At 38.8% G+C, this 21827-nt stretch carries 11 protein-coding genes; all 11 read left to right on the top strand.

Annotation, left to right across the window (positions count from 1 at the left end):
* Position 1 precedes the first annotated feature (1 nt).
* The 11 genes from HCG69_RS14140 to HCG69_RS14090 all read left to right on the top strand — a co-directional run bounded on the left by HCG69_RS14140 (position 2) and on the right by HCG69_RS14090 (position 21451).
* Positions 2–1813 (top strand): RagB/SusD family nutrient uptake outer membrane protein, encoded by a 1812-nt coding sequence (locus HCG69_RS14140; protein WP_221650567.1) that lies wholly within the window; start codon positions 2–4, stop codon positions 1811–1813.
* Between the two features lie 28 nt (positions 1814–1841).
* Entirely contained in the window at positions 1842–2225 is a 384-nt protein-coding gene (locus HCG69_RS14135; RefSeq protein ID WP_221650566.1) for a hypothetical protein, read from the top strand.
* Between the two features lie 71 nt (positions 2226–2296).
* Positions 2297–3700, top strand: coding sequence for a glycoside hydrolase family 28 protein (locus tag HCG69_RS14130; RefSeq protein WP_255586024.1), 1404 nt, complete (start codon positions 2297–2299; stop codon positions 3698–3700).
* A gap of 27 nt (positions 3701–3727) precedes the next feature.
* Positions 3728–6433, top strand: coding sequence for a glycosyl hydrolase family 28 protein (locus HCG69_RS14125; RefSeq protein ID WP_221650565.1), 2706 nt, complete (start codon positions 3728–3730; stop codon positions 6431–6433).
* Positions 6434–6646: 213 nt separating this feature from the next.
* On the top strand, positions 6647–9883 hold the full coding sequence (locus HCG69_RS14120; protein ID WP_221650564.1) for a glycoside hydrolase family 2 TIM barrel-domain containing protein: 3237 nt from the start codon (positions 6647–6649) through the stop codon (positions 9881–9883).
* 65 nt (positions 9884–9948) lie between these two features.
* Entirely contained in the window at positions 9949–11274 is a 1326-nt protein-coding gene (locus HCG69_RS14115; RefSeq protein WP_221650563.1) for a T9SS type A sorting domain-containing protein, read from the top strand.
* 232 nt (positions 11275–11506) lie between these two features.
* Positions 11507–13759 (top strand): alpha-L-rhamnosidase C-terminal domain-containing protein, encoded by a 2253-nt coding sequence (locus tag HCG69_RS14110; RefSeq protein WP_221650562.1) that lies wholly within the window; start codon positions 11507–11509, stop codon positions 13757–13759.
* A gap of 479 nt (positions 13760–14238) precedes the next feature.
* Complete coding sequence (locus tag HCG69_RS14105; protein WP_221650561.1) at positions 14239–17481, top strand: TonB-dependent receptor; 3243 nt, start codon at positions 14239–14241, stop codon at positions 17479–17481.
* Positions 17482–17497: 16 nt separating this feature from the next.
* The gene (locus HCG69_RS14100) at positions 17498–19414 is read left to right on the top strand and encodes a RagB/SusD family nutrient uptake outer membrane protein (protein WP_221650560.1); all 1917 of its coding nucleotides are present in this window, start codon (positions 17498–17500) and stop codon (positions 19412–19414) included.
* Positions 19415–19452: 38 nt separating this feature from the next.
* The gene (locus HCG69_RS14095) at positions 19453–20697 is read left to right on the top strand and encodes a DUF5000 domain-containing lipoprotein (RefSeq protein WP_255586023.1); all 1245 of its coding nucleotides are present in this window, start codon (positions 19453–19455) and stop codon (positions 20695–20697) included.
* A gap of 49 nt (positions 20698–20746) precedes the next feature.
* On the top strand, positions 20747–21451 hold the full coding sequence (locus HCG69_RS14090) for a DUF4998 domain-containing protein (protein WP_221650558.1): 705 nt from the start codon (positions 20747–20749) through the stop codon (positions 21449–21451).
* Positions 21452–21827: the final 376 nt, after the last annotated feature.

Genomic DNA, 21827 nt, shown 5'->3' with positions numbered 1-21827 from the left:
CATGAAAAAGATAATAATATTTGCTACTGTCGGAATAGTCCTTGGATTCTTCAGTTCATGTACAGACTTCATGGATATCGAATCGAGGACATCCATCACTGACGAAGCCGTGTGGTCGAGCAAATCGGCTACCGGACTATATATCAATGAAACCTACCACAGGACTCTTGATGGTCCTTTGTATTGTATGACCAAAGGTATTAGAGACTGGTACTCCTTCGATCATGCTTGGACTGATGATATGGGAATTTCCGGATTTATCTCATTGTCTGAATTTAGTTTTACTGCTGCAACAATTCCCCAGCCAATCAGAGGCAGATGGGATGCTTTATATGAAAACATACGCAGAACCAATCTTGGATTGGAAAAGATAAAAATATCGGAAGTACTGAATGATATCGAAAAAGAGCGGTTCTTGGGAGATATGTATTTTCTACGTGCATTAAATTACTTCGAGCTGTGGCGTTTCTGGGGAGGTGTACCACTGATAAAGAAAGCATTGAATAAAGATGTAGACGATATATACTATCCGAGAAGTTCATCAGAAGAAACTTTGAATTTGATTATAGAGGATTTTAAGGAAGCTGCAAAACGTTTACCTAAACGTTCGGAACTTCCGACTGCTGAATACGGTCGGGCAACCAGAGGGGCAGCCGTAGGCTTTCAGGCTATTGCCTATCTCCATGCTGCGGGTGTAATTGACGCGAAATATTATGAAGATGCTGCAAATACAGCTAATATATTGATAAGCGGTGAACTAAAAGGTGAATATAGTCTGTTCCGTGAAAATGACGGAGACCCTACGGAGAAATCTACTCCCCGAAAGCTAAGTAAAAAAGCGGAGAATTTTGCCAATCTTTTTTTGGAAGCATATGAGGGTAATGAAGAGGTACTTTTTGACGTCCAATATAAAAATCCCGATCGTAATCAGCAAGGTTATCAAACCATTGCAGCTCCCGGATATCCGGGTATAGGCAGTGATTATGGTTGGGGATGCTCTAACCCTTCGCAAATGTTGGTTGATGCTTTTGAGATGCAGGACGGTACCTCTTTCGACTGGAATAATACTGAACAGTCTGCACATCCGTATGAAAACCGGGATGCCCGTTTCTATGCTTCTATCCTCTACGACGGAGTTGTATGGAAAGATTCTACACTCTCACTGAGTACTAATCGGTATGTATGGGACGAAAACAATCGCAGAAAATGGAAAAATGTATCTGACAACCTTCCTAATGGAATGTATTGTTCGAAAGTGGAGTCTACCAAGACTGGTTATTTTATTCGTAAACATCAAAATGAAGAGGTTAGTTGTGGAACTAAAAACCGATATTTGAATATGGACGGTGAAGGCGGAAACCTGATTGTACTGCGTTATGCCGAAATTTTATTAACCTATGCCGAAGCGAAAAATGAAGTATCCGGCCCGGATCAGTCCGTATTTGATGCCATCAATGCTGTACGACGTCGTGCCGGACAACCGGAAATCTCCGGTTTGGGACAAAATGAACTTCGTGAACGTATCCGTAACGAACGCCGTGTGGAATTGGCTTTCGAAAACAAAAGATATTTCGATATTCTACGATGGAGAGCAGGCGATAAGTATCTGACAGGCCCTTTTTACAAAATGGAAATTGTTTACCAAGAGCCTCCTGAAAAAGTACCGACTTCGATCTCTGTACCTATATACAATCCTCGTTCAGTATACTTCGAAAGAATTTTTGATTCACAAAAGAATTATTTGTTACCCATACCACAACATGCAATAAACCGCAATCCTAAATTAGTAGGACACCAGAATCCGGGATGGTAATAGTCAACGAATAAATAAAGAAAAAGTTATGAAAAAAATAATCTATATAGCATTTATTGCTTTGCTTACCGTAACGACAGCCTGTTCAAAAATCGATTACCAAATAAATGAGGCATATGAAACAGCCGAAATAACAGGTATCACTCTCTATGCGGTAAGTGACAAACCGGTTAATGTTGTCGAGTCTTTTGAAATTGATATGGAAAATACATCAGTACAGGCTTTTGTCCCCCAAGGAACTGATCTGACCCATCTAAGATTGGTACTGACAATATCTACCGGAGCTACCGTAACTCCAACTGTGAATGGATTTATCGATTTGAGCGTTCCCAAAGAGTATACTGTTACATCCCCAAACGGTCTGATTAAAAAAAACTGGACGATTGATGTGGATGTCGTTCAGAGCGAATGATCGATAAACGATGATGAAAAGCATTCAGGTGAAATAGTAATATAAAGATAAATTAAAAAAGAAATTCTATAATGAAAAGGAGTTTATTGACACTTATTGCCTTTTTTTGTACGTTAAGTATTTTCTCCTATACAGTTGATATAACCACATTAGGTGCTAAAGGCGACGGAACTACTAATAATACTGCTCTTATACAGAAAGCCATAGACGATTGTTCGGCACATAAAGGAGGAACGGTAAGCGTTCCTCCCGGACAGTTCTTGACCGGAACACTCTTTATGAAATCCAATGTGAATCTGCATCTTAATTTTGGCGCGGAACTCTTGGGTAGCACCGATTTGAGTTCGTATCATAAAGCGTTTCCCGGTCTGAAAGGAAAAGAGACACCCGCCATTATCTTTGCACGTGAAGTCAGTAACATTGCCATAACCGGATTTGGTACGATTAACGGTCAAGGTGCACATCCGAATTTTCAACATGGCAATGACTCCAAAGGAGGTCCCAAACGCCCTAAAATCATCTATTTTATTGGTTGTGAAAATGTCCGAGTACAAGATGTAACTTTAAGAAATTCAGCTTATTGGACACAGGATTATGAGAAGTGTGATGGGGTTGTCATACGCGGAGTTAAGGTATACAGCCATGTTAACTGGAATAATGACGGGCTTGATATCGATAGTCGCAACGTGGTTGTATCGGATTGTTATATCGATTGTGACGATGATGCATTATGTTTGAAAAGTGATACTGATACTCCATGTGAGAACGTCACAGTTACAAATTGTGTATTGAAATCAAATTGTAATGCAATAAAGTTTGGTACATCTTCGTACAGCGGATTCAAGAATATTACAATTTTAAATTGTACGATAGATAGAGCTTCGGAAGACCACATCCGTCAGTGGTACAATAACTATCCATGGATCGGTACCACTCAGAAAACTGCTGTAGCAGGTATTGCATTGGAGTCGGTGGATGGAGGAATTATTGAAAACATTTCTATTTCAGACATTGCCATACGAGGTGTACAGACTCCCCTATTTATTCGCCTGGGTGATCGGAAAAGAACTTTCAGCAAACAGATGAGCCGAATTAATGATGTAATGATAAGTCATATTGTTGCCCGTAGTGAAGGAAAGGTAGCTTGTTCTATAACGGGAGTTCCCGGAGGTGATGTTAAAAACGTTATCATCAATGATGTTATCCTTATTACCGATGCTGAAGTTACCAAATCGGAGATAAATACCGAAGTTCCGGAAGCAATTGATAAGTATCCTGAGAACAGGATGTTCGGTACGATTCTGCCGGCTTCAGGTTTTTACTTACGCCATGTTGATGGCATCACTTTCAATAATGTTAGAATGTCTACCTTGAAACGGGATGAACGTTCTATGTTTTATCTGGATGATGTGAAAAACTTCATTCAAAAGGACTGTACGCTCAACAACGCTCAAGTGACAATAAAGAAGAAATAATGGTTGAACTTTAAAAGTTTGAATAATATGAAAACAATAGAAACAAAGGGGCTTCTGAAGTATTGGAGTCTTATTTTCATCCTTTGTACAAGTCTGTCGCTTCACGCTTCGAACAGCAATTTTACTTTTGGTGTGGGAACGGCTGAAGATCCGTTTATTATTAATACGGCTGAGGAATTGAATCAAATGAGAGATCATCTGAATGCGTATTATAAACTGGGAGCAGACATTGACTTGGCTACGTGGATTACGGACAACTCTCCGGAGACCGGATGGCAGCCAATTGGTACGTCAGCTGCCCCTTTTACTGGAAATATAGACGGAAACGGACATGTTATTGAAAATCTCTGGATAAGTATGAATGCCGAAAATGTCGGCTTTTTCGGAGTGATCGGTGGCGATGTAACTATTAAAAGGTTGGGAATAGTGGTTGCAGACGGTAAAAGAATTACAGGAAACAGTAATGTGGGAATCCTTGCGGGGCTCTCTACAAATGTGGGAGGTATTAAGCAAACCCTTATAAAGGAGGTATACGTCGCCGGAAATGTTGAATCCAAAGGTACTTTAGTAGGAGGAATCATTGGAAGAAATAATAATCAGAACATCATCATTACTAACTGTTATGCTAAAGGCAACGTGTTTGCTACAGCTGATGGAGTAGGTGGTATTATGGGAAGTACGTATGGAGGATGTACTACATTAATAGACAAATGTTATACTCTAAACAACATCCAAGTGGATGGAGGAGGATCTACTGGTGGAATAATGGGTACCGCTAGTGTACCCGATGCGGCTATCGGACAAATGAATGCTACTATATCCAACTGTGTCGCTATCAACAAATCAATTACCGTACGGGATGCAACTCCCAGCCGTATCTTTGCATGGGCTAAGCAAGATAAAATAACGCTTATTGCCAATTTGGCCTTTTCGGGTTGTACTATTAACGGGGCTCCTTTCTCCAGTACCGATGCCAATGGTAGAAACGGACAAGACAAAGATGCTGATGAACTTGCCATACAGAACACCTATGATGGTTGGGACTTTGAATCTGTCTGGACAATGGGAAATGGGGCTTATCAGCTTCCGGTCTTGAAGTCAATTTCACTGGCCTTGCAACCCGTCGATGAATATAATCTGGGAATAGAGTCTGACAATCCTTTTGTTGATTTAGTACCTAAAGGAGGAGAGCTGAATGTAGTGGAGTCCTGTGGAATATCGAATAACGGACGCGAGGATGTGACCGATCTGTTACAACAAGCTATCGATGCGTGTTCTATAAAAAAAGCAACAGTAGTAGTGCCCAAAGGTCGCTACCAGATTCGTCCCATCTTTCTTCGTTCCAATATGACATTGCATCTTGAAGAAGGGGCACAGTTGTTAGGAAGTCGTGCAATTCAAGATTATCGTAATGCATTCCCCGAAGCTGGAGCCATTGAAACCAGCGCTTTGGTATTTGGTAAGAATATTGAAAACGTGAAGGTGACTGGTACTGGAATAATTGACGGACGTGGGAATGCACCTGATTTTCAGTTTGGAAACGGAAAAGGAGACCGTCCTAAGGTGCTTCATCTGGTTAATTGCAGAGACGTTGTGGTAGAGAATGTAACCCTTCAAAATTCCGCTTTCTGGACGGCGCATTTTTTATTGTGTGACGGAGTGAAGATCAGAGGAGTAAAGGTTTACAGCCATTCAAACTGGAATAATGATGGTTTGGATATCGACTCCAGAAATGTGGAAATTGATGATTGCTATATTGATTGCGATGATGATGGCATATGCATGAAAAGTGACCGGGGAATTCCGGTTGAAAATGTAATTGTAAAGAACTGTACCATCCGCACCAATTGCAATGCCATAAAATTGGGTACTGCCGGAAAAGCCGGATTTAAGAATATTAGTTATACCGATTGTGTGATAGAAAAAGCTAGTGAAGACAATTTCCGTAAACATTACGAGAAACTTACCTGGTGCGGTATTACCCTACAGGGGCCATCAACTATCTCTGGTATAGCTTTGGAGTCGGTAAATGGGGGGGTATTAGATGATGTAAGGATTTCAAATATACAGATGAAAGATGTGCATACAGCTATTTTCCTCCGATTGGGAAAACGTGATGGCTCCCCACGAATGAGCGAACTAAAGAATGTTGTCATTTCAGACATCAAAGCTACTTGTGTGAGCAAGGTAGCAAGCTCTATTGTTGGTGTACCAGGAGGTATTATTGATAATGTATTCATTAAAAATGTAGAAATAACTTTGCCCGGTGGCGGCACAATAAATGATGCCAATGCGAATGTGCCTGAGATGATCAACGGTTATCCGGAGTCGAATATGTTCGGTACTCCCTTGCCGGCTTATGGATTTTATGTACGACATGCCAACAATGTCAAATTTGAAAATGTCAGCTTTAAATTGAACGGAACAGATGCCCGTCCGGATTATATATTCGATGATGTGACGGGAGAAGAAATTACCGGTTTATCGCCTGTTGTCGACGGTAAAGATTTCCGGATCACACTTGAGGAAGGATCTTTAAAGATACAACCCAAAGCAGGGAGCTTTATAAATATTGACGTCATTGATATATCTGGAAAAACGGTTTGTTCTGCAATAGATGGTAAAAATGCTATAAACGGTATTATCACAATTAGTTTGCCGGAACGTGGTATCTTTTTAGTATCTATCCGTACAGATAAAGGAAGATTCGTACGTAAGGTTATTAACCTGTAATTTGTCTGAAGATAAGAGAGTAAATATCTTTATAAGTTCCCATGAGGGCATTATATGACACCGGTTTCTCATGGGAATTCAATTTACGATTAAATACCATATGGATTAGAAAGTAAATTATATCGGAAAACTGAATAAAATAATCTGATAATGTAGATATGCTTTTAGAACTAATATGGTATTTCTATATTCTTGATTTTAAATCAATTACTTATGAGAAATTTGATTTTAGTATTAGGCATTATTCTTTCTTGTCAGTTTGCTTTGGGAAATGAGATCGGAAGGCAAAAAATTAACATCAATGCCTGTTGGAAGTTTCAAAGTAAAATATTGTCGAATAATCCGGCATTTGTCGATTTTGATGATAAATCTTGGAGTGTTGTAAATATTCCACATACGTGGAATAACATTGATGCACAGGATGGTGGTAACAATTATTTGAGAACTGTAGGTTGGTATAGAAAATCATTACCATGGAACGATTCATATAATGGTAAGAAATTATATATCGAGTTTTTGGGAGCTTGTCTACAAGCCGAATGCTTTGTAAATGGTAAATCGGCAGGAATTCATAAAGGCGGATATACTGCTTTTCGTTTTGATATTACTTCGCTGATGAAATCCGGAGACAATATTATTGCCGTAAAGGTAGATAACCGTCATTCGGAAGAAATTATGCCGTTAGGCGGAGATTTTTCAGTATTAGGAGGTATCTATAGAAATGTATCTCTAATCGTAGTTGATCCGGTACATGTTGATTTGATGGACAATGGTTCTTCCGGACTTTATCTAACTCCTGTCAATGTCAGTGAATCAAGTGCGGATTTGGAGATAAAAGCCCTTATATTTAATCATTCGTCAGAATCCAAGACGGTCATTATTAATGGGAAGTTAAGAAATCCAGATAGTTTTGAATCTATAGCGGACGTACCTAAACCGACATTTGATGTAACTGCCATGTGTCCGGGTGGAAAAGCGATAAAAACATTGAATGAGTTAGTGACAATAGAACCGGGAAAGTCATATCGGTTTGAAAAAAAGATAACCATTGAGCGACCTCACCTTTGGAATGGTAAGAAAGATCCTTATCGTTACCTCGTTGATTTAGAAATTGAAGAAAATGGAAATGTCATTGATGTGGTTTCCGAATATGTAGGGTTTAGATATTATTCAGTAACAAAAGAGGGATTTTTTTTGAATGGTAAGTTATATCCTTTGCGTGGAGTTGGCAAGCATCAAGATAGGTATAATATGGGATATGCCGTTACTGATAAAGAGCAAAACGAAGATTTTGGAATGATATATGATATGGGGGCGAATGCTATTCGTCTTGCCCATTACCCGCACGATCCTTATATCTATGATCTGTGCGACCGTTATGGTTTGGCTGTATGGACCGAAATACCTCTTGTAGACCGTCCGGGAACGGCTGAGTCTTTCAATGAAGTGACCAAAGATCAATTAAGAGAGTTGATTCGTCAACACTATAATTGTCCGTCGGTTTTCTTTTGGGGATTACAAAATGAGATCAGAGAACAGCATGATACTCACATGAGAATCTTGATGAAAGAGTTGAACGAATTGGCTCATGCGGAAGATCCTTCTCGCCTGACTGTCCAGGCTACCAATCACCATACCGCCAAAAATTGGAATTCGGATGTCTTCGCTTGGAATTATTATCCCGGATGGTATGTGCAAAATCCTCTATTCAGCGGTAAATTAGATAGCTTTAAAGATAGTGAATCAAGGGCTACAGCACTTTCAGAATATGGTGCTGGCGGAAGTATTTACCATCATGAGATAAATCCTGCAAAACCAGTAACAAATGGGGGGGATTTTCATCCGGAGGAGTATCAAAACAAAGTCCACGAACAGGCTATCATTGATATTTCTACCCGGGATTTCGTATGGGGAACCTTTTTATGGAATATATTTGATTTTGCTTCGGACGCTCGAAAAGAGGGTGATCAACACGGAGTGAACGACAAAGGTTTAATCACCTATGATCGGAAAGTAAAAAAAGATAGTTATTATGCTTATAAGGCAAATTGGAGCAATGAACCATTTGTATATATTACTAGCAGAAGATATACGAATCGGAAAGAAGAGGTTACTCCTGTAAGCATTTATTCTAACTGTGAATTGGTGGAACTGTTCGTAAACGGAGAGTCTAAAGGGAAAATCGTATCAAAAGATGTTTGTTGCGGATTTTTTAAATGGGACGGTGTAGTACTTTTGGCAAGTACTGAGAATAAGATTAAGGTGGTAGGCACACAGGATCAGAAAGAATATACTGATGAGGTTGTGTGGACTAAAATAGCTGGTACTACAACTACTTTGCAATCTGATAAGCTTGTTGTGGACAATGATAATAAGCGAATCATCTTTAAGGAAAATATTCCTGTTGAGCAAATCTATTCTTATTTGCGAGCTCTTGACGGAGCTATGTTTGTTGTCGTAGAGGCTGATGGCAAAACACTTGTTACAAAAGGAATGGTTAGTCTTGGAATGAAAATAGTTGTAACGTCTGAAGATACCCAAAATAAGGTAACTTATGAATTTGTTGCCGGACATATTGCGCTAAAGAAAAATATCACAACAGATTCTGAGCAGGTGAACGAAGATAATTTATCCAGCTATGCAGTAGATGGAGATTATAATACACGCTGGGCGTCAAAAGACAAGAATCCTCATTGGCTTGAGATAGATTTAGGGAAAGAGTATATCTTAAATAAAATTACAATTCACTGGTTTAATCCCAATGGAAGTAGAACTTATCAGTATCATATAAAGACTGCTGGTAATGAGAAAAAATTTGAGATAGAGGTAGATCGTTCTGGAAATACTCAATCAAATGCTGTATCTGATAATCTTCAAAGTAAAAGTCGGTTTGTACGGGTTGAAGTTCTTGGAGGTAATGCCCCAACAGCTTATCCGTCTTTGTATGAAATAGAAGTGTCGGGATGGATGATTGAATCGGAAGAATACGGCATTGATTTTGAAAATCATCAGATAAAGATTTTGAATACGAAAGAAAACGTACAAAACCTTACTACTGAAAGATTCTTAAGTAACATATCTTTTGAAGGAAACATGTCGTATGTTTTGAATAGTATGTCATATTTCATACAAGAGAATGATGAGCTTGTCATAACAGATTATTCGGGAAATAAAACGAAATTCAAATGTGTGTTTACAAACAACTTGACTTCTGTTAAAAATACAGATAGGAAGACTTTTCAAATAACCAGTCAGAATAATACACTAACAGTTAGACTGACGGATTTTATAGAACCTGTCACTTTAGAAATCAGGGATCTGCTTGGACATACGATTGTTACCGAAGAAATTTCAAATGGCTATACTTGTCGGTTGGACAACGGATTTTATTTGGTTAGTTTATCAAGCCCGCAACTAAGTAGTGAAACAGTTAAATGTTTAATTAAATAATGGTTTTATTCCAAAAATGAAATCAGGATATAATAATTCTTTTTGTTAATATATACTCAAACATTATGAAGAAATATTTATTATTGGCGTTTTTTGCTTGGGCAAACGCAGGAGTTTTTACGATGCAAGTAAGTGCATTCAGTGGTAATGGCAGCGGAAATGCTGAAAGTCCTTATCTGATAACGAAGGCAGTAGAACTGGACGAAGTACGGGATAACCTTACCGCCCATTACAGATTGATGAATAATATTGATTTAACAGACTGGATTACGCAAAATTCGCCAGTTAAAGGTTGGGAGCCGATAAACGGATTTAAAGGCTCACTGGATGGAAACGGTTTTGTTATTTCAGGATTTTGGATCGAAAGACCGGAAACTGAAAATATCGGACTTTTCGGGAGTTTATCCGGAGGTACGATAAAAAGAATCGGTTTAGTTATTCCGGAGGATAAGAAGATTACAGGACTCAAAAATGTAGGAACTTTTGTAGGTCATACTCCTTATTCAACCACAGGGATAGTGATTGAAGAATGCTTTGTGAAAGGGGGTGTGGTTGAAGCAAAGAATTCGGCAGCCGGTGGTATTATGGGATATACTTCTACAACTACTGTGGTGACTATACGCAATTGTTATGTGGCAAATAAGATGATAATAGGTGCTGATGGTGCAGGTGGTTTGATTGGAACGGCCTATCGTGATGTAACGATGGAAAATTGTTATTGCACCAGTGTCGTTAAATCTACCAATAATGATAAATCTGCCGGTGGGCTTGTGGGAGGAACAAACGATGCTGGCAAGAATTATACAGTGAAAAATTCTGTTGCTTTAAATCCTGATATTATTTCTGCAAAATCGGCGGGACGTATCATTGGTTGGGTAAAAAACAGTTCAAAAACTTCATTCTCCGAAAATTTAGCTTTTGATGAAATGTTGATAGATGGTAAAGTTGTAACTGATGGTATGGAAAATAACAATAATGGTTTAGGGAAAACAAAAAAGGAACTAAATGAAGAATCTACTTATCTGGCCCTCGGTTGGAATTTTGATGTGGTTGATGGTGTATGGATGATGGGCAACGGAAAATATTCACTTCCGGTATTGAAAAATATTTCTGTAGATCAGCAACCGAAAGTGACTCCAGAACATTTATATATAGAAGGAATGACGAATGTAATAACCGAGAAAGAATCTTCTTTATTGATTTATCCGCGTGTAACAAAAGAGAAAATCACCATTACAAATAAGGCTTCGGCTTCAATGGTAACCATATATGATTTGACAGGTCGTATCATGCTGCAATCTGACATGTCTATTTTAGATATTTCGTCTTTCACCAATGGAGTTTATTTGGTGAAAATCGAAAATGAGATAGTTAAAATTATCAAGAGATAGGTGTCGTTTTTAGTTTAACGTGGCTTCTATATAATTAGAATATTGTCAGCCGCCCGTCATTACTAAAATTTAGTTCAATGGCGGGTGTCTTGTTGAATAAAATATAATGTTTATATCGAACTAGCGCTATAATACGTAATGTTTTTGGAATTATTCTTTATTCTGTATAGAAAGTCAAATGTTTGCTATTATGAAGAAAACTTTGTAATTCTCTAAATAAAGTGTTATGTTTATGAAATATCTATTGAATATTACTTCGTGTAGGTCACTTTTTTTTCTCTTCGTAATGTGTTACTGTGTATCCGGATTTTCTCAAGAGGTGAATGTACCGATTCAATTGCGGTGTGATTTGCTGTTACAGACTGATTATCAGTCTGCGCATGGATTCGCTGTTCCGACGGAATGGAAAGCTGCTATGTCAGGCAAGTATGAGTGCGTGAGAATCCTTACACAGACCCCTTCTTTTGGCTGGAATATCCCTTGTTGTGAGTCGGGAGCGACGATGCAGACGGCTTATCAGATTTTAGTGGCAAGTACAGAAGCAAAGTTGAAGGAAAATAAAGGGGATGTATGGGATTCCGGGAAGGTGGAGAGCACACAATCATCCGGTATAATCTATGATGGAAAGCCTCTTGTCGGCAATCATCTTTATTTTTGGAAAGTAAAGATATGGGATGAGAAGCAAACGGAAAGCTCCTATTCTGATGTAGCTGTCTTCTTGACAGATAAGGAATTACAGAAACATGCGACTGCACGGTATCCTCTTCAAAAACAACAGGAAATACCTGTTTATATCCAAAATGTGAAAAACAAAGTATTGGTGGCGGATTTTGGTAAGGCAGCCTTCTGTGGGCAACTTTATCTGACTCTGACTTCAGATAGCGGTCAGGATACAGTACTTGTACATACCGGAGAAGCGATGACATCGGAAGGGTGTGTAAACAGAAAACCCGGTGGTAATATTCGATATGGTAGATATCGTATTCCCTTACGTTCCGGAACTCATACTTATCAGATTCAGTTTCGTCACAGTGGCGGTGGCATTAAGATGCCTGATTATATAGGCGAAGTGGTTCCTTTCCGTTATGTGGAATTGGAAAACTATCAGGGTAGTGCCGATAAAACCTTGTTGGTACGCAATGCTGTGTACTATCCTTATAATGATGAGGCTTCCTATTTTGAATGTTCGGATAGCATTTTGAATCAGGTATGGGAATTATGTAAATACAGTGTAAAGGCAACTTCTTTCACAGGGCAATTTATCGATGGGGATCGCGAACGATTGCCTTATGAAGGGGATAATTATATCGGGCAACTGACAGCTTATTGCGTTGACGATGAATATAATTTGCCACGTTATTCACATGAGTACTCTATTACCCATCCTACCTGGCCTACCGAATGGATTCAGATTTCTGTAATGACGGCATGGTTGGATTATCTTTATACCGGTGATTTGCGTTCTATCCGTTATTATTATGATGATTTGAAAGCCAAATGCCTGATGGATTTTGAGACGGAAAATGGTTTGATTGTTGTATCGGGCACAGAAAAACAGAAGAATCCGCAAATAATGGCAAAGATACATCATAAAAAAAGTATTAAGGATATTATTGACTGGCCGGTGACAGAACGCGATGGATTTGTTGTAGATAATGCCTGCAAATCAGTTATTAACGCATATTATTATCGTGATTTAGTATTAATGTCAAAAATGGCAAGGGCATTGGGTAATGAAGAGGATGAACTCTTTTACAGAAAGAAAGCGGCACGTGTGAAAAAGAGTTTCCAACGCCTGTTCTGGGACAGGAAAAACAAACGTTATCGGGACAGTGATAATACAGAACACGCTTCTTTACATGCCAATATTTTCCCATTGGCTTTCGGATTAGTAGATGAAAAGGATAAGGCGCCTGTTATGAAATATATTCGCAGTAAGGGAATGGCTTGCAGTGTGTATGTTGCACAATTTCTGCTGGAAGCAGTATATGGGGCGGAAGATGGAAATTATGGACTTTCATTGATGAATTCTACCGATGACAGAAGTTGGTATAATATGATTCGTGAGGAGAGTACAGTATCGATGGAAGCATGGGGAAATAAATATAAAGGTAATCAAGACTGGAACCATATTTGGGGAGCTGCTCCCGGTAATATTATTATGCGGGAATTAATAGGAGTAAAACCGGTTTCTCCAGGCTGGAACAAGTTTCAGATTAAACCTCAATTGGGAGAGTTGAAATGGGCGAAAGCTAAAGTACCTACTATTAAAGGGGCAGTAACGGTGGAGTATAATCAGACTGGTGAAACTTTTTTAATGAAGGTAAGAGTACCCGGAAATACCGAAGCGGAAGTGATTCTTCCGGCAAAAAAAGATATAAATAAAGTAAATGTTAACGGACAGTTGGTAAAAACGATATTAAAAGACGGAAAGGTATTTTTGCCGGTATTAAGAAGTGGTGTTTATCATATAGTCTTGAATTGATATTTTTTATTTATACGGATTGGTAATTAAATGTATAAAGGAACAATAATGTTCTAAAAAATACATATTAGGCGAACACAGATACATTTTTTGGGTAAATGATGTATACTTTGGGGATAGTGTATTTTTTTAGTATACATCTTTTGTGGATTTATTTACTCTTTTCTTTTTTGTTATCAATAGTGCAAAAATAGTATAATATACTGCAAGTGTTGGTATGTTACATTTATGGCGAGATTAGGCATGTTCGTTTGAGGGGGTGCGGCATATATTTGTAACAGAAAATAATTCTCTTTTTCAGTTATTTTTAAGGTGAAAATATTTGTCCAGGTGAATTTTTGTTTATTAAATCTTTAATATTATGTATATGAAAAAACATCCTCCTTGATTTGAAATTCGGATAGGTAGAAAAGAATCTTATTATTATCTCTTTTTTAATTTGTAACTATTACTATTTCATTATTAATCAACACACAATTATGCAAAAAACACTTGATGCTCAAAAAAAAGTGACTTGCAGGCATTGTTGGCCTAAAGGTATTATGCCACTTTCTAAAAAGTCAGTTTTAATGGCTACTGTTTTGTCGTTCGGATTGGCAATGACTGTCGAAGCCTATGCATTGGACGAAACTTTTTACTCCGTATCAACGCCGGAGTCGTATGCAACACCACAAGCTACATTTACTGTAAAGGGAAGGGTTAGTGATTCAGAAGGAAATGGAATTCCCGGTGCTACTGTAAGGGTAAAAGGTACTCAAAAAGGAACGGCAACTGACCTGGACGGAAATTACTCATTAACGGGGGTTGCACAAGGTGCTGTTTTGGAGTTCTCATTCATTGGTTATATTTCGGCAGAGAAAGTCGTTAAAGATAAAACGATTAATATTATTTTATATGAGGACTCCCGGACATTGGATGAAGTAGAAGTGGTTGCTTTTGGTACTCAGAAGAAAGAGAGTGTAATCGGTGCAATCAGTACGCTGAAGGTTTCTGAACTAAAAGTACCGACCAGTAATTTGACGAATGCGCTTGCAGGGCGTGTAGCCGGAGTGATTTCTTATCAACGTACGGGTGAGCCTGGAGTAGATGACTCAAATTTCTTTGTACGTGGAGTTACTTCATTCGGATACGCCAAATCGCCCTTAATATTAATTGATAATATAGAGGTAAGTACTGCAGATCTGTCGCGTTTACAACCGGACGACATTGAAAGCTTTTCTATCATGAAGGATGCTACGGCAACAGCTTTGTATGGATCACGTGGTGCCAATGGAGTTATTCTGGTAAAAACGAAAGAAGGACAGGCCGGTACCATGAAACTAAATTTACGTGTTGAGAATTCGATCTCAACTCCTACTAAAATGCTGGAACTGGCAGATCCTATTACTTATATGAAGTTGCATAATGAGGCTATCCTGACTCGTGATCCTTTGCATGCATTGTTATATTCGGAAGATAAGATTGATAATACTGTTCCGGGACATCCAACTGCCATTTATCCTGTAACGGACTGGAGAAAGGAACTGCTGAAAAATTATACGATGAACCAGCGTGTAAACTTGAATATCAGTGGTGGTGGTAGTGTGGTTAATTATTATGTAGCCGGCTCGTTCAGTCAGGACAATGGTATACTGAAAGTAGATAAAGCCAACAATTTCAACAATAACATTAAGATACGTAATTATTCGCTACGTTCTAATGTAAACATCAAACTTACTAAAACAACCAAGCTGATGGTTCGTATGAACGGTTCATTTGAAGACTATAATGGTCCGTTGAATGGCGGTTCTGATTTGTATGGAAAAATAATGCAGACCAATCCTGTATTATTCCCCGCTACTTATCCGAAAGATGCTGATCATGCCTATCTGAAACACATCATGTTTGGTAACTATGGCGATGGTAAGTATATCAACCCATATGCGGAACTGGTTAAGGGATACAAAGAGTCCGGACGAGATAAGATGGAAGCACAGTTTGAATTACATCAGGATCTGGATTTTGTGACAAAGGGATTGAAGTTACGCGGATTGTTCAATACTTCCCGTTTGGCTACCTATTCTACCAGTCGTCAATACAAACCGTTCTACTATAAGTTGGGACAGTACAATTATATGGATCAGACTTATATGGTGGATATTATTAATCCGGACGGAGGAACTGAGTATCTGGACTTTGGCAAGGGTGAAAAGACAGTTCAGGCTAATATGTATATGGAAGCGGCTTTAACTTATAACCGCGAATTTGGAAAGCATGGAGTGGGGGGGCTATTAGTTATGCAGTTGCGTAATAATCAGCAACCTAATGCTGAAACTCTTCAGACTACATTGCCCAAACGTAATGTCGGTCTTTCCGGGCGTCTCACTTACTCATATGATAATCGTTATTTTATAGAAGGAAACTTTGGTTATAATGGTTCCGAACGTTTTGACAAAAGTCAGCGCTGGGGATTCTTCCCGTCTGCAGGTATTGCATATGTTATTTCTAATGAAAAATTCTTCAAGCCGGTGACTCCGTATATTCAGAACTTGAAACTTCGTGCCTCTTATGGTCTAGTTGGTAATGATAATATTGCAAAGGATACAGACCGTTTCCTTTATTTATCCGAAATTAATATGAATAACAGTGGTTCCGGAGCAAGTTTTGGTTATAATGAGGGAGCTTATCGCCGAAATGGAATTTCGGTAAGTCGTTATGCTGATCCTAATATCACTTGGGAGATTGCCAAGAAAACAAACTTTGCCTTGGAAATGACCGTTCTGGATGCGCTGAATATTACTGCAGAATATTATATGGAGAATCGTTCTAATATATTCCAGGAGAGAAAAGATATACCTAAAACAATGGGACTTTGGGTAACTCCAAAAGCCAATCTTGGTAAGGCGAAATCTCATGGAGTAGACCTTTCGATGGATTACAATAAATACTTCAGTAATAAAACCTGGTTACAATTGCGAGCCAACTTTACTTACGCTACTAATGAGTATGTAGAATATGAAGAACTGGATTATCCGAATGCCCCATGGAAAAAGCATGTAGGTAATTCTATCGGTCAGCAATGGGGATACATCGCTGAAGGATTATTTGTAGATGAGGAAGAAGTTAAGAACTCTCCGGTGCAGTTTGGAGAATACGGTGCCGGTGACATCAAATACCGGGATGTAAACGGAGATGGTATCATTTCGGAACTTGATGAGGTACCTATCGGATATCCTACCGATCCGGAGATTGTGTATGGTTTCGGAGCTTCTTACGGATTTAAGAATTTTGATATTTCCGTTTTCTTCCAGGGGTTGGCAAGAGAATCATTCTGGATTGATTATGGTAAAGTTTCTCCTTTCTTTGACGATCCGTCAACTGGTGCTCGCGAAAATAATCAGTTGGCAAAGTTTATTGCAGACGATCATTGGTCGGAGAACAATCGTAATATTTATGCTGTATGGCCCCGTCTGGCTGACAGTTCTATTGAAAATAATGCGAAGAAAAGTACTTGGTTTATGCGCGACGGATCTTTCCTGCGCGTTAAGCAAGTGGAAATAGGTTACACATTGCCACAAAACTTAATCCGTAAGGCCGGATTGAAGAACCTGCGTGTGTATTTCACCGGAAACAATCTGTTCTGCTTCAGTAAATTTAAAGAATGGGATGTCGAACAAGCTGGTGACGGGTTGAAATATCCGGTACAGAGAATATATAATATTGGTCTGAATCTGACCTTCTAATAAAAAGAATGATACAATGAAAAAGCTAAATATATTATTATTAGCAGCATCGCTGTCATTGGGATCTTGTAATAATTATCTGGATATTGTACCCGATAATATTGCTACAATAGACAATGCTTTTACAATGCGCACCGAAGCGGAGAAATATCTCTTTACTTGCTATAACTACATGCCGGCCCATGGCTCTAAAAGTGATCCGGGATTTTTGGGTGGTGATGAATTTGTTTTCACAACTTATCATCGTGATAATTCCAACGTGAAACCTGCCTGGTATCTTTCACATGGAATGCAACGTTCCAGTGACCCTTATTTTAATTATTGGAACGGAGCACAGGAAGGGAAGAATCTGTATCGTGGTTTGAGGGATTGTAATATTTTCCTGGAGAATATTGGTAAGGTGCCTGATATGGATGTATCGGAAAAAGAACGTTGGATCTGTGAAGTGAAATTTTTGAAAGCATACTATCATTATTGGTTGGTACGTATGTATGGGCCGATTCCTTTGGTGAAGGAAAACATTTCGGTAGATGCTCCTACAGATGAGACGAAAGTATATCGTAATACGTTGGACGAATGTTTTGAATATATCATTAGTCTGTTGGATGAAGTCATTGATAATCCGTATATGCTCGATAAGATAGAAAATGAGACCGAAGAATTGGGACGTGTATCCAAAGCGGTTGTCTATGCTATGAAAGCGGAGATAATGATGACTGCTGCAAGTCCGCTATTCAATGGAAATACGGATTATCTCGGATTCATGGATAACCGGGGAGTTGAGATTTTCAATCCCCAAAAATCAGAAGTTGAGAAACTGAAAAAGTGGGAAGATGCGGCAGAGGCTTGCCGTCAGGCTATCGAATTCTGTAAAGGTGTGGGATATGACTTGTTTAAGATGGAGTATTTCGACTATAGTAATATGTCGGATGATGCGAAACAGGTGATGCAGTTACGTCAGATATTGTATGAGAGATGGAATTGTGAAATGATTTGGGAGAATTCCAATTCCTGGTTCCAGTATCAAGGACATTGCATGCCACGTGGATGGACATCTGAGACTGTGAATAATACAAGTGGTGCAACGGGCAACATGGGTGTTTCCCTAAAAATAGCCGAGCAGTATTATACCAAAAATGGTATACCGATGGAAGAAGACAAGGATTGGAATTATGAAAACCGGTTTGCTGCGGCTAAAGTAGGAAACGATAATGCTGCTTATATGGCGAAAGATCAATGGACAGCTAACTTCAACCTGAATCGCGAACCTCGTTATTATGCTTCTTTGGGATTTGACAGAGGAATCTGGATGGGACAAGGAACTAAAGATGTTTCTAAATCGAACTATCTGAAGGCACGTGCCGGTGAACCTGCTGCCAATGCATTTGAAACTTCTTGGTGTATGTCCGGTATCTGGCCTAAAAAACTGGTACATGATGAAACTGTATTGACAAAGACTAATATTACTTATCAGAAGTATCCGTTCCCGATTATGCGTATGGCTAATCTCTATTTGTTGTATGCCGAAGCATTGAATGAAATCAAAGCTCCATATACAGAGGTACTGCCCTGGATTGATAAGGTTCGTGAACGTGCCGGACTGGAAGGCGTAGAAACTGCATGGACCAATCATTCTACGGATCCGGAGAAGTTTAAAGATCAAACCGGTTTACGTGAGATTATTCATCAGGAACGTTTGATTGAATTGGCTCTGGAAGGACAACGCTATTGGGATATTCGTCGTTGGAAAAAAGCATTGACAGAGTTTAATAAACCTGTTACCGGTTGGAATTTATTATACAATTCGGCGGATGATTATTATAAAGAAACATTGATTTATAATCAGACATTTACTGTACGTGATTATTTCTGGCCGATTGTAGATGCTGAGACCTGGCGTAATAAGAACTTGAAGCAGAATTACGGATGGTAATAAGAAGAAATTTCAAATTAAAAAGAATTCCTATGATTATGAAATATAGTAAATTATTCGTGTTGGCTGCCGGTATTATCTCATTTGCAGCCTGTAACGGTGATGCGGATGTGAATTATGCATCGGGAAGTAAGGAAGCTCCGCAACAGGTAACTGTCAGAGAAGTGAAAAATCAGAACGGAGGCGCTATTATCTATTACACCCTTCCGGATGATCCTAATCTGAAATATGTAAAAGCGGTTTATGAAATGAAACCGGGTGTCGAAGCAGATGCAAGAGCTTCATATTATGTTGATTCACTCGTGGTTGAAGGATTACAGCGTGGAGGTGTGCATCAAGTTAAATTGTATTCGGTAGGGTATGGCGAAGTTGCTTCGGCTCCGGTTATTGTGGACATTGATGCTAAAACTCCGGCCTTTCAGGAAATCTGCCATACATTGGAGTATGATAAAACCTTCTCAGGGGTAAAAGTGAACTTTGAAAATACGACGAAAGCCAAAGTAAGTATCGGAGTTTTGAAAAAGCAGCCGGATGGCAAGTGGACGCAACTCTATATGCATTATACTGAAGCATCTTCCGGAAACTTTGCTGTACATGGACAAGATGCGGTAGAAACTGAATTTGGTTTCTATGTACGTGACCGTTGGGGGAATTTATCTGATACCGTTTCGTTTATTACTACTCCTATACTTGAAGTGGAATGCGATAAGAAGTTATTTAAAAATGCCAAGTTGCCTACGGATGAGTGGGAATGCCATAAATGGGCATCCGAGCAGAGAAATGCAATTGAATGTGTCTGGGATGGAAGGACGATTGGTTTGCCGATGTATCACTCGAAGAATATAACCATGCCACGTCATATTACTATTGATCTGGGTAAGAAATATCAGTTCAGTCGTTTTGTCTATCATACACGCCATGATAATACTTCTGTTGGAGTAGAAGCATATGTGAAGGGACATGTTCATCTGTTCGAACTGTATGGAAGTAATAATCCGAATCCGAATGGGGAATTTGATGAAACATGGACCAAGATTGGTGATTATGAAACGAAGAAGGTTTCAGGAGGCGGTCCGAATGATCCTGTAACAGAAGATGATCGCAAAGCAGCTATTGCAGGAGAAGAATTTGAGGTACCGGCAGAAGCAGAGGCTTATCGGTATATTCGTTTCCGTGTTCTGGAAACCTGGGGAATCTATGGTTCATGGGGAGAATATGAAGCAAGTAGCTTTATATATATACAGGAGTTGACTTTCTACGGAGTAGGCGTTGATGAACCGTAGTATCCGGCAGAAACAGATTTTTATTTTAGAATTTAGTAAAACTATAAATATGAAAAAAGGTATATTATATACATTGCTGACAGCTATTATAGTATGTATGGTAGGCTGTGACGGTATGGATGCCACATATGCGGATTTTATAAAGAACGGGCCTATAGTATATATTGGCAAGGCCGATTCTTTGAAAGCTTTCTCCGGGAAAAATCGTATCAAACTGACTTGGCAGATGCAAAATGACCCGCGTGGTGTAAAGGCGCATATCTATTGGAAAGACCGGACTGAGTCTGTTGAAGTTGATTTGGACCGCTCACAGAAGGAGTTAGAGTATACACTTGAAAATTTGCAGGAAGCATCTTATGTATTTGAAGTAGTAATTTATGATAAGTATGGGCATTATTCGTTACCTGCTGAAATTACGGGTGAGGTGTACGGAGAGGTCTATATAGGTTTTCTGAACCCACGTAGTTACACAAAGAAAAGTGGCAAAGCTGTTTATTTCAACAAGGATACTCAAAAATGGGAGATGATTTTAAATGCTATCCGGGATAAAACATTAGTTAATACGGAGGTTGTTTATAAGGATGAGAATGGCAATGAAAAAACACTTTCATGGAGTGAACGAACAGCTTATACCCTGACTCTTGAAGGATATGCGGAAGGAGGAATGGTTAAATACAGAAGTTGTTTCCTACCTCAGGAAGGAGCTATTGACGAATTCTGGACTGACTATACTTATTTAGCAGGCAGCGAATGAAAACAAGGATTTAGTTGATATAATAGTCTATTCTGTAAAAGTACGTATTTAATGGTGTGTTAAATACGTACTTTTTGTATATAAGAGTACGTATTTTTAGGGTATAAAAGTACGTACTCTTTTCATTAAAAGAATCGTATATGCTTTTTCTGTTAACAATGTTAATCAAATGGTGGATAGCTTAGAAAGAACTCAATAGGGTAATGTATGTATAACTGATTTTTTTCGTTTCAGTTTATGAGCTTTCTGCAATCTGATTATAGATGATTCCAGTAAATGAGGCTTGTCTTTAATTTGTTTTTCTGATATATGATGTATCGTAATTCTTGTTTTTCAAAATAAGAAATTAGACATGGGTGTGTTTAGGTTAATTTTC

Source organism: Bacteroides sp. K03 (assembly GCF_019734355.1).
In the GTDB taxonomy this organism is placed as follows: domain Bacteria; phylum Bacteroidota; class Bacteroidia; order Bacteroidales; family Bacteroidaceae; genus Bacteroides; species Bacteroides nordii.
Note: the sequence above shows the minus strand (reverse complement) of the source record. Positions and strands in the feature narration are given on the sequence as shown.

Coding starts and splice junctions, on each gene's coding strand:
- HCG69_RS14120 (WP_221650564.1), top strand. CDS start 6,647: ATGAGAAATTTGATTTTAGTATTAGGCATTATTCTTTCTTGTCAGTTT.
- HCG69_RS14130 (WP_255586024.1), top strand. CDS start 2,297: ATGAAAAGGAGTTTATTGACACTTATTGCCTTTTTTTGTACGTTAAGT.
- HCG69_RS14110 (WP_221650562.1), top strand. CDS start 11,507: ATGAAATATCTATTGAATATTACTTCGTGTAGGTCACTTTTTTTTCTC.
- HCG69_RS14135 (WP_221650566.1), top strand. CDS start 1,842: ATGAAAAAAATAATCTATATAGCATTTATTGCTTTGCTTACCGTAACG.
- HCG69_RS14115 (WP_221650563.1), top strand. CDS start 9,949: ATGAAGAAATATTTATTATTGGCGTTTTTTGCTTGGGCAAACGCAGGA.
- HCG69_RS14125 (WP_221650565.1), top strand. CDS start 3,728: ATGAAAACAATAGAAACAAAGGGGCTTCTGAAGTATTGGAGTCTTATT.
- HCG69_RS14090 (WP_221650558.1), top strand. CDS start 20,747: ATGAAAAAAGGTATATTATATACATTGCTGACAGCTATTATAGTATGT.
- HCG69_RS14105 (WP_221650561.1), top strand. CDS start 14,239: ATGCAAAAAACACTTGATGCTCAAAAAAAAGTGACTTGCAGGCATTGT.
- HCG69_RS14100 (WP_221650560.1), top strand. CDS start 17,498: ATGAAAAAGCTAAATATATTATTATTAGCAGCATCGCTGTCATTGGGA.
- HCG69_RS14095 (WP_255586023.1), top strand. CDS start 19,453: ATGAAATATAGTAAATTATTCGTGTTGGCTGCCGGTATTATCTCATTT.
- HCG69_RS14140 (WP_221650567.1), top strand. CDS start 2: ATGAAAAAGATAATAATATTTGCTACTGTCGGAATAGTCCTTGGATTC.